The following is a 14,621-nucleotide window of genomic DNA, read 5'->3' as shown; positions in this document are numbered from 1 at the left end:
TAAATGGTGTAAAGCGGAATATCACCAATCGATGCGCTGCCGATCGCGGAAGAAGCCACCGTTGACGGCCGGCCGCGAGGGCAGCATGGCCGCCCATACGATGCCTTCGGCGCCGTCGGCCACAGGGCGGCCGCCATGGCCGCCCATGTCGGTGGCGACCCAGCCCGGACACACGGCATTGACGAGGATGCCGCTGCCGGCGAGTTCCGCGGCCAGCATGCGCGTGTGGCTGTTGAGCGCGGCCTTGGACACGCGATAGGCAGGGCAGCTGGCGCCTTCGCTTTCCACCGCGCCGCAACCGCTGGACACGTTCACGATGCGGCCGTAGCCGTGGCGCTGCATCAGCGGAAGCATGGCTTCGGTGAGTCGCCACGCGCCGAGCAGGTTGGTTTCCAGCGCCTGGCGCACGATGTCCAGGTCGACGGACGAGGCTTGGTCGTCGATATCGAAGTACGCGCCGGCATTGTTCACGAGGATGTCGAGGCGACCATATTCGCTATCGATGTGTGCCGCCAGTTCGCGCACGCTGTCGGGCGAGGTGACGTCCAGCGGCACGGAGATCACCGTGCCGCCTTCGCGGCGCAGCTGCCGCGCGGCCTTCTCGCCGAGCAAGGGCTTGCGCGCGCCCAGCAGTACGGTGACGCCGGTGGCGGCGAGCTGGCGCGAGACTTCAAAACCCAGCCCACGATTCGCGCCGCTGACCAGCGCCACGCGTTGTGACGGTTCCGGTTCGGGCGCGAGCGTGCGGCGTCGCGATGGCCTCCCCGGAAACGCCACCGCGCTCATGGCGTCGCGGCCAGCTGGTCGCAACGCTCGCTGGCGCAGGCCTGCCAGCCGCCGCCCAGCGCCTTGTATACCGACACGGCACGCAGGTTGATCGAGGCCTGCGCATCGGCCAGCGAATCTTCCGCCTCCAGCTGCGTGCGCTCGGCGTCGAGCAGCTGCAGGAAGTCGGCGGCACCTTCGTTGTAGCGGATGCGCGCCAGGTCGGCGGCGTGACGGCTGTTGGTCACCTGGTCCTGCAGCTTCAGCACGCGCTCGCGCTGCAGGTTGTAGCCGACGATGGCGTTGTCCACGTCTTCCACGGCCTGCAGCACTGTGCGCTGGTAGTTGGCCAGCGCGGCATCGGAACGTGCCTCGCTCGCCTTCACGTTGGAACGCACGCGCTGCACATTCAGGCCGGACCACGAGATGCTCGGCGCGATCGACCATGCACGCGACTGTGCACCGCCGAAGTCGTTGCTGCGGCCGGCGAGAAAGCCCAGGAAACCGCCCAGCGTGATGTGCGGGTAGTAGTCGGCCTTGGCCACGCCGATGCGCGCGTTCGCCGCGGCGAGCTCGCGTTCTGCCACGCGCACGTCGGGGCGGCGCTGCAGCACGTCGCCGGCGTTGCCGATATCCAGCGCCACGTCGATGGGCTGGAACTTCTGCGGCGACAGGTCGACGTCCAGTTCACCCGGACGTTCGCCAAGCAGCACGGCCAGACGCGACATGTCGTTCTGCGCCAGCGTCTGCAGCGTGGGCAGCTGCGCCTCGACGAACTTCAGGCGCGCCGTGGCGCTGGCCACGTCCTGCTCGGACACCGTGCCGATGTCGTTGCGGGCGTGGATCAGGCGCAGCGTCTCGCGCTGGTTCTCGATGTCGCGGTTGGCCACGTCGATGCGCAGCTGCACGCCGCGCAGGTCGAAGTAGTAGCGCGCGACTTCGGCGAACAACGTCACCTGCGCGTCCTGCAGCGAAGCCTCGCTGGCGCCGGCATCCGCGCGTGCGGCTTCCACCGAACGGCGCACGCCGCCGAACAGGTCGATCTCCCAGCTGGCGTCAAAGCCGGCCTGGTAGCTGGTGATGGTGGTGCGCTGGTCGGTGAAGCCTGGTTGCTGCTCGCGGCTGCGCGAATAGTTCGCCACGGTTTGCACGTCGGGGATCTGCTGCGACTTGGCTACGCCGAGCAACGCACGCGATTCGCGCAGGCGGGCGAAGGCGATCTTCAGGTCCGGGCTGTTCGCGGCCGCGCGCTGGATCAAGGTATCCAGCGTGGGGTCGTTGAACTGCTTCCACCACTGCGCCTGGAAGGTCTGCGTGGACTCCTGCGCGTTGACGCCTTGCAGGGCCACCGGCTTTTCCTGCGGCGCGTGGTAGTCGGGGCCGACGCTGACGCAACCGGAAAGCATGATGGCGGCGGCGATGGCGGTGACTTTTTTGGCTGCACTACGGCGAGAAACGGGAGCGCATGCGGGCGAATTGCCTGCGGCCAGATCCATGAAACCGACGCCGGTGGCGAGGTCATCGCCGGATTGGCCCCTCACCCCGGCCCTCTCCTCGCTCCTCAGAGCAGCGGCCATCCATGGCCGCTCCCCGCGTGCCCCAGCGGGGAGAGGGAGAAGTGTGGTTTTGAGGTTCTTGAAGAAGGACATATCAGTGCTCCTCAATCAGATTGGCCTGCGCGAGGCGCGCAGTCCGGCGGGCGCGGCGGCGTTCGCTCATGCGTTCGCCCCAGCCGCGCACCATCACGTAGAACAGCGGAGTGAAGATCAGGCCGAAGAAGGTCACGCCCAACATGCCCGAGAACACCGCTACACCCATCGCGTGGCGCATTTCCGCGCCGGCGCCGTGCGAGGTCACCAGCGGCACCACGCCCATGATGAAAGCGAACGAGGTCATCAGGATCGGGCGCAGTCGCAGGCGGGCCGCTTCCAGCACGGCCTGCGTGCGGTCCATGCCTTCGATGATCTGCGCTTCGCGGGCGAACTCCACGATCAGGATCGCGTTCTTGCACGCCAGGCCCACCAGCACGATCAGGCCGATCTGGGTGAAGATGTTGTTGTCGCCGCCGGAGATCCACACGCCGGAGATCGCGGACAGCAGCACCATCGGCACGATCAGGATCACCGCCAGCGGCAGCAGCAGGCTTTCGTACAGCGAGGCCAGCACCAGGAACACCAGCAGCACACACAAGGGGAACACGAGCACCGCGGTGTTGCCGGCGAGGATCTGCTGATAGGTCAGCTCGGTCCACTCGAAGGTCATGCCGTTGGGCAGGTTCTCCGCCGCCAGTTTTTCGATGGCTGCCTGCGCCTGGCCACTGCTGTAGCCCGGTGCCGGCCCGCCGTTGATCTCGGCGGTGGGATAACCGTTGTAGTGCTGCACGCGATCCGGGCCCACGGTCTGGTTCACGGTGAGGAACGAACCCAGCGGAATCATTTCACCCGAGGCGCTGCGCGTCTTGAGTTGCAGTATGTCGCTCGCCTCGTGGCGGTAGCTCGGTTCCGCGGACACGTTCACCTGGTACGTACGGCCAAAGCGGTTGAAGTCGTTCACGTAGAGCGAGCCCAGGTAGGCCTGCATGGTCTGGTAGACATCGCTCAGGTCCACGCCTTCGGCCTTCGCCTTTTCGCGATCCACGTTCGCGTCGATCTGCGGCACGCTCACCTGGTAGCTGGAGAACAGCCCCGCCAGCGAAGGCACCTTGGTGCTGGCCTGGATCAGGCCCTGGGTCTGCTTGTACAGCTCCTCGAAGCCCGCATCCGAACGGTCCTCCACCTGCAGGCGGAAGCCGCCGATGGTGCCCAGGCCGTTGACCGGCGGCGGCGGGAAGATCGCGATGTAGGCGTCCTGGATGCCCGCGTACTTCTGCTGCAGGGCCGCGGTGATGGCACCGGCCGACAGCGATGCATCGCGACGTTCCTCGAACGGCTTGAGCGTCACGAACACGATGCCGGAGTTGGTGCTGTTGGTGAAGCCGTTGATCGACAGGCCCGGGAACGCCACCGCACTCTCCACGCCCGGCTGCTTGAGCGCGATGTCGCTCATGCGGCGGATCACGTCTTCCGAACGGTCCAGCGAGGCGGCATCCGGCAGCTGCGCGAACGACACCAGGTACTGCTTGTCCTGCGCCGGCACGAAACCGGTCGGCACGTGGGCGAAGCCGAACAGGCCCAGCAACACGAGACCGCCGTAGATGACCAGCGCGATGCCGCCCGAGCGCAGGATGCGTTTCACACCGCCCACGTAACGGTTGGCGCTGGTGACGAACAGGCGGTTGAATGGACGGAACAGCCACCCGAATGCACGGTCGATGAAGCGGCTCAGCTTGTCCTTCGGCGCGCCATGTTCCTGCAGCAGCAGGGCCGACAGCGCCGGGCTCAGCGTGAGCGAGTTGAAGGCCGAGATCACCGTGGAGATGGCGATGGTCAGCGCGAACTGGCGGTAGAACTGGCCGGTCAGGCCGCTGATGAAGGCCGCCGGCACGAACACCGCGCACAGCACCAGCGCTGTCGCCACGATGGGGCCGGTGACTTCGGTCATTGCCTTGCGCGTGGCTTCCTTGGGTGACAGTCCGTGCTCGATGTGTCGCTCGACGTTTTCCACCACCACGATGGCGTCGTCCACCACGATGCCGATGGCCAGCACCAGGCCGAACAGGGACAGCGCGTTGAGCGAGAAGCCGAACATCAGCATCACCGCGAAGGTGCCGATCAGCGACACCGGCACGGCGACCAGCGGGATGATCGACGCGCGCCAGGTCTGCAGGAACAGGATCACCACCAGCACGACCAGCAGGATCGCTTCGAACAGCGTGTGCACCACCGCCTCGATCGAACCGCGCACGAATACCGTGGGGTCATACACGATCTGGTAGTCCACGCCCTGCGGGAAATCCTTCTTCAGGTCGGCCATCAGCGCGCGGACTTCGTCCGAGATCTGGATGGCGTTGGAACCTGGGCGCTGGAAGATCGGCAGCGCCACGGCCGGCTGGTTGTTGAGCAGACTGCGCAGCGCATAGCTGTTGGCGCCCAGTTCGACGCGCGCCACGTCGCGCAGGTGCACGAAGGAGCCGTCGGCGTCCTTGCGCACGATGATGTTGAGGAAGTCTTCCTCGGTGATCAGTCGGCCCTGCGTGTTGATGTTGAGCTGGAACGCGGCATTGGTCGGCCCCGGCGGCGCGTTCAGCGCACCGGCCGCCACGGTGATGTTCTGCTCCTGGATCGCGTGCACCACGTCGCCCGTGGTCAGCTGGCGCGTGGCCAGGCGATCGGGATCGAGCCAAACGCGCATGCTGTATTCGCCGGCGCCGAAGATCTGCACGTCGCCGACGCCATCGAGGCGGGCGAGCTGATCCTTGATGTGCAGGCGCGCATAGTTCGACAGGTACAGCATGTCGTAGCGCTGGTCCGGCGAGATCAGGTGCACCACCATGGTGAGGTCGGGCGAGCTCTTCTGCGTGGTCACGCCCAGTCGCTGCACTTCCTCGGGCAGGCGCGGCAGCGCCTGCGACACGCGGTTCTGCACCTGCACCTGCGCGTTGTCCAGGTCCGTGCCCAGCGCGAAGGTGACGGTCAGCGTCATCGCGCCGTCGCTGGTGGACTGCGAGCTGGTGTAGAGCATGCCTTCCACGCCGTTGATCTGTTCTTCCAGCGGCGTGGCGACGGTTTCGGCGATCACCTTGGGATTGGCGCCGGGATAGGAAGCGCGCACCACCACGGTCGGCGGCACCACTTCGGGGTATTCGCTGATCGGCAGCTTGAACAGCGCAATGCTGCCCGCGATGACGATCAGCACGGAAAGGACGCCGGCCAGGATCGGCCTGTCCACGAAATATTGGGCGAGTTTCATTGCATTCGTCCTGGTTGCTCTTAGGCACCATTCCCGCGCGAGCGGGTACTAACGGGTGCGTTGTTCGCGGAGTGCGGAGACAAAGCGGCCCTGGCCCTCGGCTCAAAGAGAGAGGGCGTCCATGACTTGTTCGTTACCTTTCCTACTCCGTCATCCCTGCGAAAGCAGGGATCCAGTGCCTTTTCCACGGCAGAGTAGAGTCACTGGATTCCTGCTTTCGCAGGAATGACGAAGCAAAAACTGGGGCGGGTACTACTGCTGTTGCGCCGCCTTGTTTCCGCTACCGTTACCCGCCATCGCCACCTGCTTGTTCGGATCGAGGCTGCGCGACTGCATCGCCACCTTGGTCGGGTTCACTTCCACGCCGGGGCGCACGTGCTGGATGCCGTTGACGATCACGGTGTCCTTGGCGTCCAGACCTTCGGTAACCACGCGCAGGCCGTCCAGTAGCGGGCCGGTGACCACGCGGCGGTATTCCACCTTGCGGTCCTTGTCGACCACGTACACGAACTTGTTGCCCAGGTCGGCGCCAATGGCGCGGTCGTCGACCAGCGCACGCGGCTGGCGGCTGTCGCTGCGCAGCTGGATGCGGACGTACAGGCCCGGCGTGTAGCTGGCGTCGGCGTTGTCGAACACCGCGCGCAGGCGGATCGTGCCGCTGCCCGCGCGCAGCTGGTTGTCGACGAAGTCGACGCGGCCGGTGTGCGGAAACCCTTTCTCGTCCGCCAGCGCCATCGAGATCTGCGGCGCCGCGCCATGCTCGCGACGCTGGCGGTCGAACTTCAGGTAGCTGTGCTCGTCCACGTCGAAGTAGGCGTAGATCGGGTCGATGCTCACCACGCTGGTCAGCACGTCGTTGCTGGTGACCAGGTTACCCGGCGTCACCAGGGCGTTGCTCACGCGGCCGTCGATAGGCGCGCGGATTTCGGTGAAGCCCAGGTTGAGCTTGGCGGCGTCCAGCGCGGCGGTGGTGGAGGCCACCTGCGCCTTGGCGCTTTGCGCGGCGGTTTGCTGGCGGTCGGCTTCTTCCTTGGCGATGGCGTGCTGCGCCAGCAGGCGGTCGGCGCGTTCCGCATTGGCCTGGGCCAGCACCTGGTTGGCCTTGGCTTCGGCCAGGTTGGCGTTCAGCCGGTCCACCTCGGCCTGGTAGGGGCGTGGGTCGATGCGGAACAGCAGATCGCCTTTTCGCACGATCGCCCCTTCCTTGAAGTGCACCGAGTCCACATATCCGCTGACGCGGGGACGCAGCTGGATGGTGTCGACCGCCTGCAGGCGACCGGTGAATTCGTCCGCGTCGTCCACCGGGCGGACCAGCACTTCGGCCACCGTGACGGCGGGCGCCGGCGGCGGGCCGGCCTGGGCGTGGGTGTCACCGCTGTGGCCCAGCAGGGCCCAGCTGCCGCCCACCACGGCGAGGGCGAATGCGGTGAGGATCCATCGTTTGTTCATGGTTGGGCTCCCTGGAGTGGAGTCGCCGAAGTAGGAATACCCCGACGATCAGGAGCGGAAGATTAGGTATACCATCCAGTTCAATAAATAGCTTATGATGCAACGCAATAGTGACTGCCAGTCACGAATGGGGTAAATATCCAAGCTATGGAAGACTTTGCCGCAATCTCCGCGTTTGTCCGCGTGGTCGAGGCCAAGAGCTTCGCCGCCGCCGCCGCCCAGTTGGGCATGACACCTTCCGGGGTCAGCCGCGCCGTGTCGCGACTGGAAGAACAGCTGGGCGCCCGGCTGTTGTTCCGCTCCACGCGATCATTGCGTTTGACCGACGATGGGGCCTCGTTCCACGCACGTTGCAAGGAAATCCTTGCCGATCTGGCCGAGGCCACCGAGGCCCTGGGCTATGCCAGCCGCAAGCCCACCGGCAAGCTGCGCATCGGTGCGCCGGCCGCCGTGGGCCGCACCGTGATCATTCCCAGGCTGGCGGAATTCGAGCAGCGCTACCCGGATATCCGGCTCGAGCTGTCGATGTGCGATTACCCCTACGACCTCAACGAGGAAGGCATCGATTGTGCGGTGCGGGTCGGCCCGCTGGAGGACTCCAGCCTGATCGCCCGCAAGATCGGCTACCTGCGCAACGTGATCCTCGCCTCGCCGGATTACCTGGCCAAACACGGCGCCCCGCAGAGCATCGAGGATCTGAAGAACCACCGCTGCATCAACTACGTGCAGCCCAACGGCCGGCCGCGCCAGTGGCAGTTCGACACGCCGAGCGGCCAGGTGTCGGTGGACATCGACGCGCACCTGCTGATCAACGATGCCGAATCGGTCATCCAGGCCGTGGTGTCGGGGCTGGGCATCACCCAGGCGCCCAACGTCATCGCCGCCTGCATGCTCGACATCGGCAAGCTCGAACTGGTGATGACGGACACCATCTCCACCGGCAAGCCGGTGTGGATCGTCTATCCGCAGAAGAAGCACCTCTCCGCCCGCGTGCAGTGCTTTATCGAATGGGTGCGCGAGGTGTTCGAGCAGACCAACGAGCCGGGCAAGCACAAGAAGCCGGTGGTGTCGGCGGTGCCGGAGCGGTTGAGCGCCTGATTTCGGTTTATGCGGTGGTGGCCGCGCACCCTTGCGGTGGCCACCGTTGCAGCAGGCGCTTGCAAAGGTGGGCGACAGCACAGCACATCAGTCCAGGGACCCAGAAGTTCACGATGGGTATCCACAGGGCGATGGTGGCGACGCATCCCACGATCAGGAGCCCAGGTCTCGATCGTGCCAAAAGAGCTTTTCTCGTTTGCACTGGCAGCAGCGGCCGCAACAAGGCGTTGGCGACGACCCATGGACAAAGATAGGCGATGGAAAGCGCCCAGACGATGGTGACGTGCGGAAGGAAAATGCCCGCCACAAACGTCAGTTGCCATATTAGCCACCAGGCCAGGGCTGTCCCTGCGCGCCGCCTCCAGACGGTGAATGTGTGGCAGGTTCCGCGTGGGAGGGTGCCGAGAGGCACATGTTTGTGCGCTCACGGACACGATCCAACAGACACCAGCGCGTGCCAAGGACGACCAACGCCATGGCGCAAAAGACGTAGCTGCATACGATGGAGAGCGCGCCGACCAAAATCGCCTGTCCTATGCGCTGGGCTGAGTGAGCGAGGCCAGAGCCCATTTCGAACACATTTCGAAAGCCGCCAACGAAATCGTACGGTCCCATCGTCGGCGTCAGGGATTGTCCGCCGTAGCCCAACCCGCCTCCACCTATCGACGATGCCAGGAACGAAGGGCCGAACAGGCCAGAGAGAAACCGGGCCTGAGCCCAGTGCCAAACGAAGAACCAGGTGGTAAGGCCGAGGGCAACAAGGCTGATGAGCGCCGAGCGCCAGAGCACGGTTGGGCGGCACGCGCTCAGGAAACCCCGGGCCAGCGAAATCAGCCCATCACCGACCGCCGTCCGGAAGTCCTTCCACCAACGCCTGAAGCCGTCCAAGGTATTTCTCTCGTTGCTTCGAAACAGGACGGCAGATTACTGGCGGCTGCAAGGCGATCACATAGGACAGCACTCAAGGGGAAGGACGGCCCAGGTGAGCGCCGATGGTCCATGCTCTGGCCTTCTTCATAATCCTTCATACGCTTTTCAGGCGCTTCATGCGGCGTCCTGGTGGGCTGTGCTCCGACTTCCCACGCACGGAGCACATCCATGTTCACGCGTTTTCCCCGATGGCTGCTGGCGCTCGCGCTGGCGGCTCCTTCCCTGGCCGCGGCCGACTATCAACCGCCAGCCGCCCGCGACGACGGCTGGGCCGTCGACGATGCGCGTGCGCAGCACTGGAACATGGCGACCCTGGCGGCGATGGAGGCCCATCTTGCCGATGGCAGCGCCAAGGGCATCACCAGCGTCGTCGTGTCCCAGCACGGCAAGCTCGTCTACGAGGGCTACTTCAACGGCGGCGACGCGGAGCGGCTCAACGATGTCCGCTCCGCCAGCAAGAGCGTCACCGCCTTGCTGGTTGGCGCGGCGATCGATCGCGGCCTGATCGGCGGCGTGCAGGCGCATGTGTACGACTTCTTCCCGGACAAGCGGCGGGTGCAGCATCCCGACCCGCGCAAGCAGGCGATCACCCTCGAAGACCTGCTCACCATGAGCTCGCTGTGGGAGTGCAACGACGACAACGAATTCTCCAGCGGCAACGAAGAGCGCATGTACGTCACCGAAGACTGGCTGCAATTCGCGCTGGACCTGCCCATCAAGGGCTTCGCGCCGTGGATGACGCGGCCGGAGGACAGCCCGCACGGCCGCGCCTTCGCCTATTGCACGGCAGGCGTCTTCACCCTGGGTGCCGTGGTCGAGCGCGCCACCCATCGCGGGCTCGCTGCGTTCGCCGCGGAGGCGCTCGAAAAGCCGCTGGGCATCACCGCCGTGCAGTGGAACCGCTCGCCGCTGGGCATCGGTATGGGTGGCGGCGGCACGCGCTATCGCAGCCGCGACCTGGCGAAGCTGGGCCAACTGGCGCTGGACGAAGGCCGCTGGCAGGGGCGGCAGGTGATCTCGGCCGCGTGGATGCGGCAGATGCTCACCGTGCACGCACAGGCGCGCGACGATGCCGACTACGGCTATCTGTGGTGGTGCTTCCATTTTCCCGTGCACGGCAGCCCGCAAGTGGCCTGGGCGATGTCGGGCAACGGCGGCAACTACGTGTTCGTGATGCCGTCGCAACAGCTGGTCGCGGTGATCACCAGCACCGCCTACAACCAGCGCAACGCGCACGCGCAGTCGCAGGAACTGTTCCGCGATTACGTGCTGAAGGCGCTGCCGTAGCGTAGCGATAGTGCTTCAGCGTGGCGCCTGCCGCAGTTCCGGCGGGCACCACGCGGCAGCCAGCACGCGCTGGCGTTGTTCCGCCACGCGCTGGTTGATCGCAGCGATGGCCGCCGCGAACTTCGGCTCATGCGACAGCGGCTTCAGCAGGGGCGACACCTGCAGGTAGGCGCTGTCGCTGTAGCCCTTGCTCACGGCGGTCTGCACCGCGTCGAGCGCGGCGTCACGCTGGCCCTGCGCCTGCAACAGCATCGCCAGTTCGAGCCATTCGACCGGATACAGCGTGTGGTGCGCGGCCTCGTCATGGATGGCGCCAATGCGCGTGGCGAACCAGCTGGCGTCGGGTGCGTTCGGGCCGTAAAGGCCAACGAGCGTGCCCGGCAAGCCCATCTGTGGACGCAATTGCTGCGCATGGACAAACGCCGCCAGCGCCGCGTCGCGGTCGTCACGCAACAGCGCCAGTTCGCCCTGCAGCACATACAGCTCCACGTGCGGCGTGTTGCGTGCCATCGCTTCGTCCAGCGCCTGTTGCGCCTCGACCAGGCGGCCGTGCAGGAACAGGTGACGGGGCCAGGCGATGTTGGAAAAGACATTGTCCGGATAGAGCTGGAAGCTGCGCGCCAGCCGTTTGCCCGCCTCCTCATCGAAGCCGAGCAAGGCCATTTCGCGGGCGATCTGCACGTCGCGGAAGCGGATGCGCGAGGGGTCGCCGTGCATGTCGAGGTTGGCATGCAAGGCCTCGTCGATGCGTCCGCGTTCCTGGTACAGGTAGGCGGCCGAGGCGCGCGTGGCATCGTCGCCCGGGGCGAGCGTCAAGGCTTTCTCGTAGGCTTCGATGGCGGCATCGATGTCGCCCAGGCAATCGCGCGCATAGCCCAGCGCGGACCATGCCGGCGCGCTGGACGGTTCCGCGGCGACGGCCGCCTCGGCCAGCGTCTGCGCCTGTTGCGCCCATGGATAGGGGAAGTTGTAGAGGCAGACGCGCGCACTGTAGGCGCGGCTCAGGCCGATGCGGGCCTCGCGGTCCGCGGGCGACGCGCTCAGCGCCTGTTGGTAGAGCGCGATGGCTCGCTCGTTGTTGTCTCGCTGTCCGATGCTGGCGTAGTAGCTGGCGCGCTGAACCAGCTCCTGCGTCGCGGATGGCTTCGCCGCGGGGCCGGGTGCGAGCCGCCAAGCCACTGCCGCTACGACGAGGACAACCGCAACGGCGGTGGCCGCGATCCATCGGCGGGAGACGGAAGCCCGCGGTACGTCGTCCGCTTCCACCACCGGCATCTCGCACAACTGATAACCGCGCCCGCGTACCGAGCGGATGTAGCGCGGCGAGCGGCCGTCGTCGCCCAGCGATTGCCGCAGCAGCTTCACGCGCTGTGTGACGGTTTCCTCGTTCACCACGGCGGGCGCCCAGACTTCGGCCATCAGCGCGTCGAAGTCCACCACGTCCACGCCGTGCCGCAGCAGGCAGGCAAGCAGCCGGAAGGACAGGCCCTGCACGTCCAGCGGTACGCCTTCGCGCGTGACGCGCTGGCGCGGCACGTCGATGACAAGATCCAGCAGTCGATAACGTGCGGCGGTCATGCGGCGAGGAGGGTCAGTGCGGTGACGCCATCCTCGCACGTCACTCAGGCGCCCGCGGGAACCAGCAGCAGCAAGGCGATGCCCAGCAGGATGCGGTAGATCGCGAACGGCGTGAAACGGTGGCTGCGGATGTAGCCGAGCAGCCACTTCACCGCCACGAACGCGACGATGGCGGACACCACGAAGCCCACGCCGAAGGCCGTCCAGTCCTCATGGTGCAGGCCGCCTTCCTTCAGTACCTTCAGCAGCTCGTAGCCGGTCGCCGCGTACATGGTGGGAATGCCCACCAGGAAGGCGAACTCGGTGGCGGCAGCGCGGTTGCTGGTGCCGGCGAGCATGGCGGTGAAGATGGTGGCCGCCGAGCGCGAGGTGCCGGGGAAAAGGCCCGCCACCATCTGCGCGATGCCCACCAGGATCGCCACACGCCACGTCACCTGCGTGCGATCGGGCTGGCGCGCGGCCAGGCGTTCCGCGGCGATCATCCAGATGCCGCCGATCACCAGCGCCCAGGCCACCGGCGTCACCGCCTCGGGCAGCTTGAAGCCGAGCTTCACGGCGACGAAGCCGAGCACTGCGGTGATCAGGAAGGCCACGGCGAGCTTGGCCAGGTAATCGCGGTTTGCCGGATCGCGCCACTGCGTGAGCAGCTTCCAGATGCGGCCCCAGTAGATGAAGGTCACCGCCAGGATCGCGCCCGCCTGGATGCCCACGTTGAACAGGTCCGAGCGCTCGCCCAGGCCGAATTTCTCGGCGATGAGCAGGTGGCCGGTGCTGGAAATGGGAAGGAATTCGGTGATGCCTTCAATGATGCCGAGCAGGATGACGTTGATGAGGTCGCTCACGGAAACTCCGACGAAGGGGGCTCAACCGGTTCCATACCGGTGCAAAGCGGCATAGCTTAAGGGAACGGGATGGCGATTTCGGGGCGGGGCCGGGTCGGATGCATCTTGTCTTTCCCGATCCGTCGTTTCGCTTTCACCGAAGGCGCCGCCGCATTCCTTTTGCACCCGTGTGGTGCATATCAATGTTTCATTCCAGTGCAACAAGCCTGCATCAGGATGGTTGAAGCAAACGTAACCCGTTGAAACCGCGAGATCAAACCGCTTGGCACGCGCCTTGCTCAGACGCATGTCGTTTTCCCACCTTTTCGTCCGTCGAGGTTGTCCATGTCGTCCGCCGTCCAGAAAGTGCTCGATCAGATCCAGGAACACGAGGTCGAGTTCGTCGACTTCCGTTTCGCCGACATGCTCGGCAAGCACCATCACGTCACGTTCCCGGCCCACGCCATCGACGAGGGCACCTTCGAGGACGGCAAGATGTTCGACGGCTCCTCCATCGCCGGCTGGAAGGGCATCAACGAGTCCGACATGGTGCTGATGCCGGACCCGGATACCGCGTACATCGACCCGTTCAGCGCGCACACGCAGATGGTCATCCACTGCGACGTGCTGGAACCCTCCACCATGCAGGCGTACGGCCGCGATCCGCGCTCCATCGCCAAGCGCGGTGAGGCGTTCCTGAAGTCCACCGGCATCGCCGACACCGCCTTCTTCGGTCCGGAGCCGGAATTCTTCATCTTCGACTCGGTGCGCTGGCAGAACGACATGGGCCGCGTGTTCTATGAAATCGGCTCCGAAGAAGCCGCGTGGTCCTCGCGCTACAAGTACGAAGACAACAACACCGGCCACCGCCCGGGCGTGAAGGGCGGCTACTTCCCGGTCAGCCCGGTCGACTCGCTGGGCGACCTGCGCGCCGACATGTGCAAGGTGCTCGAATCGCTGGGCCAGGTGGTGGAAGTGCACCACCACGAAGTGGCCAACGCCGGCCAGTGCGAAATCGGCACGCGTTTCAACACGCTGGTGAAGAAAGCCGACGAACTGATGACCATGAAGTACGTCATCAAGAACGTCGCCCACCAGAACGGCAAGACCGTCACTTTCATGCCCAAGCCCATCGTGGGCGACAACGGCAGCGGCATGCACGTGCACCAGTCGCTGAGCAAGGACGGCAACAACCTGTTCGCGGGCGACCTGTACGGCGGCCTGTCGCAGACGGCGCTGTGGTACATCGGCGGCATCTTCAAGCACGCCAAGGCCATCAACGCCTTCGCCAACTCCACCACCAACAGCTACAAGCGCCTGGTGCCGGGCTTCGAAGCGCCGGTGATGCTCGCCTACTCGGCCCGCAACCGCTCGGCCAGCTGCCGCATTCCGTATGTGTCCAGCCCCAAGGGCCGCCGCATCGAAGTGCGCTTCCCCGACCCGATGAACTCCGGCTACCTCGTGTTCACCGCGCTGATGATGGCCGGCCTGGACGGCATCATCAACAAGATCGACCCGGGCGCGCCGGCCGACAAGGACCTGTACGACCTGCCGCCGGAAGAAGAGAAGAACATCCCGCAGGTGTGCGCCAGCCTGGACGAAGCGCTGGTCGCGCTCGACAAGGACCGCGACTTCCTCAAGGCCGGCGGCGTGTTCACCGACGACTTCATCGACGCGTACATCGCGCTGAAGATGCAGGAAGTCACCCGCTACCGCGCCAGCACGCATCCGCTGGAATTCCAGATGTACTACGCGATCTGATCGCGTTGCCACAGACGGGGAAGAGGGGACGACGGGCGCTTCGGCGCCCGTTGTTTTTTCTGCGTGCCGGGTGACGCCGTCTGC

The 14,621-nt window shown here is 65.6% G+C and carries 10 protein-coding genes; 3 read left to right on the top strand and 7 right to left on the bottom strand.

Going from position 1 to position 14,621, the window contains the following annotated elements; genetic code table 11:
• Nucleotides 1-21: 21 nt before the first annotated feature.
• The 4 genes from BDW41_RS14020 to BDW41_RS14005 form a co-directional block, all read right to left on the bottom strand.
• A complete protein-coding gene (locus tag BDW41_RS14020; RefSeq protein ID WP_074549422.1) occupies nt 22-786 on the bottom strand; it encodes an SDR family oxidoreductase in 765 nt (254 codons plus the stop codon).
• Complete coding sequence (locus BDW41_RS14015; RefSeq protein WP_083337691.1) at nt 783-2,261, bottom strand: efflux transporter outer membrane subunit; 1,479 nt, start codon at nt 2,259-2,261, stop codon at nt 783-785. The genes BDW41_RS14020 and BDW41_RS14015 overlap by 4 nt, the downstream gene beginning before the upstream one ends.
• Nucleotides 2,262-2,415: 154 nt before the next feature.
• Nucleotides 2,416-5,613, bottom strand: coding sequence for a multidrug efflux RND transporter permease subunit (locus BDW41_RS14010; protein WP_074549420.1), 3,198 nt, complete (start codon nt 5,611-5,613; stop codon nt 2,416-2,418).
• Between the two features lie 252 nt (nt 5,614-5,865).
• Nucleotides 5,866-7,062, bottom strand: a complete 1,197-nt coding sequence (locus tag BDW41_RS14005) for an efflux RND transporter periplasmic adaptor subunit (RefSeq protein WP_074549418.1) — start codon at nt 7,060-7,062, stop codon at nt 5,866-5,868.
• Nucleotides 7,063-7,209: 147 nt separating this feature from the next.
• Between BDW41_RS14005 and BDW41_RS14000 the strand changes: the two genes are divergently transcribed.
• Together BDW41_RS14000 and BDW41_RS13990 are read left to right on the top strand one after the other, a co-directional pair.
• Entirely contained in the window at nt 7,210-8,160 is a 951-nt protein-coding gene (locus tag BDW41_RS14000; protein ID WP_074549416.1) for a LysR family transcriptional regulator, read from the top strand.
• A 1,233-nt stretch (nt 8,161-9,393) separates the two neighbouring features.
• Complete coding sequence (locus BDW41_RS13990; RefSeq protein ID WP_233496883.1) at nt 9,394-10,377, top strand: serine hydrolase; 984 nt, start codon at nt 9,394-9,396, stop codon at nt 10,375-10,377.
• A 15-nt stretch (nt 10,378-10,392) separates the two neighbouring features.
• Here BDW41_RS13990 and BDW41_RS13985 read toward each other — a convergent pair whose 3' ends face one another.
• From BDW41_RS13985 to BDW41_RS23050, 3 genes are read right to left on the bottom strand one after another with little or no spacing between them, the layout of a single operon-like run.
• The gene (locus tag BDW41_RS13985; RefSeq protein ID WP_074549412.1) at nt 10,393-11,955 is read right to left on the bottom strand and encodes a winged helix-turn-helix transcriptional regulator; all 1,563 of its coding nucleotides are present in this window, start codon (nt 11,953-11,955) and stop codon (nt 10,393-10,395) included.
• Between the two features lie 44 nt (nt 11,956-11,999).
• Nucleotides 12,000-12,797 (bottom strand): undecaprenyl-diphosphate phosphatase, encoded by a 798-nt coding sequence (locus tag BDW41_RS13980; protein WP_074549410.1) that lies wholly within the window; start codon nt 12,795-12,797, stop codon nt 12,000-12,002.
• A 21-nt stretch (nt 12,798-12,818) separates the two neighbouring features.
• The gene (locus BDW41_RS23050; protein ID WP_146217359.1) at nt 12,819-13,085 is read right to left on the bottom strand and encodes a hypothetical protein; all 267 of its coding nucleotides are present in this window, start codon (nt 13,083-13,085) and stop codon (nt 12,819-12,821) included.
• Between the two features lie 36 nt (nt 13,086-13,121).
• Here BDW41_RS23050 and glnA point away from each other — a divergent pair, with 36 nt between their 5' ends.
• Nucleotides 13,122-14,537 carry a type I glutamate--ammonia ligase gene (gene glnA, locus BDW41_RS13975; RefSeq protein ID WP_074549408.1) on the top strand — a complete coding sequence of 472 codons (1,416 nt, stop codon included), beginning with the start codon at nt 13,122-13,124 and terminating at the stop codon, nt 14,535-14,537.
• Nucleotides 14,538-14,621: the final 84 nt, after the last annotated feature.

Source organism: Dyella sp. AtDHG13 (genome assembly GCF_003201105.1).
In the GTDB taxonomy this organism is placed as follows: Bacteria; Pseudomonadota; Gammaproteobacteria; order Xanthomonadales; family Rhodanobacteraceae; genus Dyella; species Dyella jiangningensis_B.
Note: the sequence above shows the minus strand (reverse complement) of the source record. Positions and strands in the feature narration are given on the sequence as shown.

What these genes read in the sequence shown, in the direction of transcription:
- BDW41_RS14020 (WP_074549422.1), bottom strand. Translation starts at nt 786, where the DNA reads ATGAGCGCGGTGGCGTTTCCGGGGAGGCCATCGCGACGCCGCACGCTC.
- BDW41_RS14015 (WP_083337691.1), bottom strand. Translation starts at nt 2,261, where the DNA reads ATGGATCTGGCCGCAGGCAATTCGCCCGCATGCGCTCCCGTTTCTCGC.
- BDW41_RS14010 (WP_074549420.1), bottom strand. Translation starts at nt 5,613, where the DNA reads ATGAAACTCGCCCAATATTTCGTGGACAGGCCGATCCTGGCCGGCGTC.
- BDW41_RS14005 (WP_074549418.1), bottom strand. Translation starts at nt 7,062, where the DNA reads ATGAACAAACGATGGATCCTCACCGCATTCGCCCTCGCCGTGGTGGGC.
- BDW41_RS14000 (WP_074549416.1), top strand. Translation starts at nt 7,210, where the DNA reads ATGGAAGACTTTGCCGCAATCTCCGCGTTTGTCCGCGTGGTCGAGGCC.
- BDW41_RS13990 (WP_233496883.1), top strand. Translation starts at nt 9,394, where the DNA reads ATGGCGACCCTGGCGGCGATGGAGGCCCATCTTGCCGATGGCAGCGCC.
- BDW41_RS13985 (WP_074549412.1), bottom strand. Translation starts at nt 11,955, where the DNA reads ATGACCGCCGCACGTTATCGACTGCTGGATCTTGTCATCGACGTGCCG.
- BDW41_RS23050 (WP_146217359.1), bottom strand. Translation starts at nt 13,085, where the DNA reads ATGCGTCTGAGCAAGGCGCGTGCCAAGCGGTTTGATCTCGCGGTTTCA.
- glnA (WP_074549408.1), top strand. Translation starts at nt 13,122, where the DNA reads ATGTCGTCCGCCGTCCAGAAAGTGCTCGATCAGATCCAGGAACACGAG.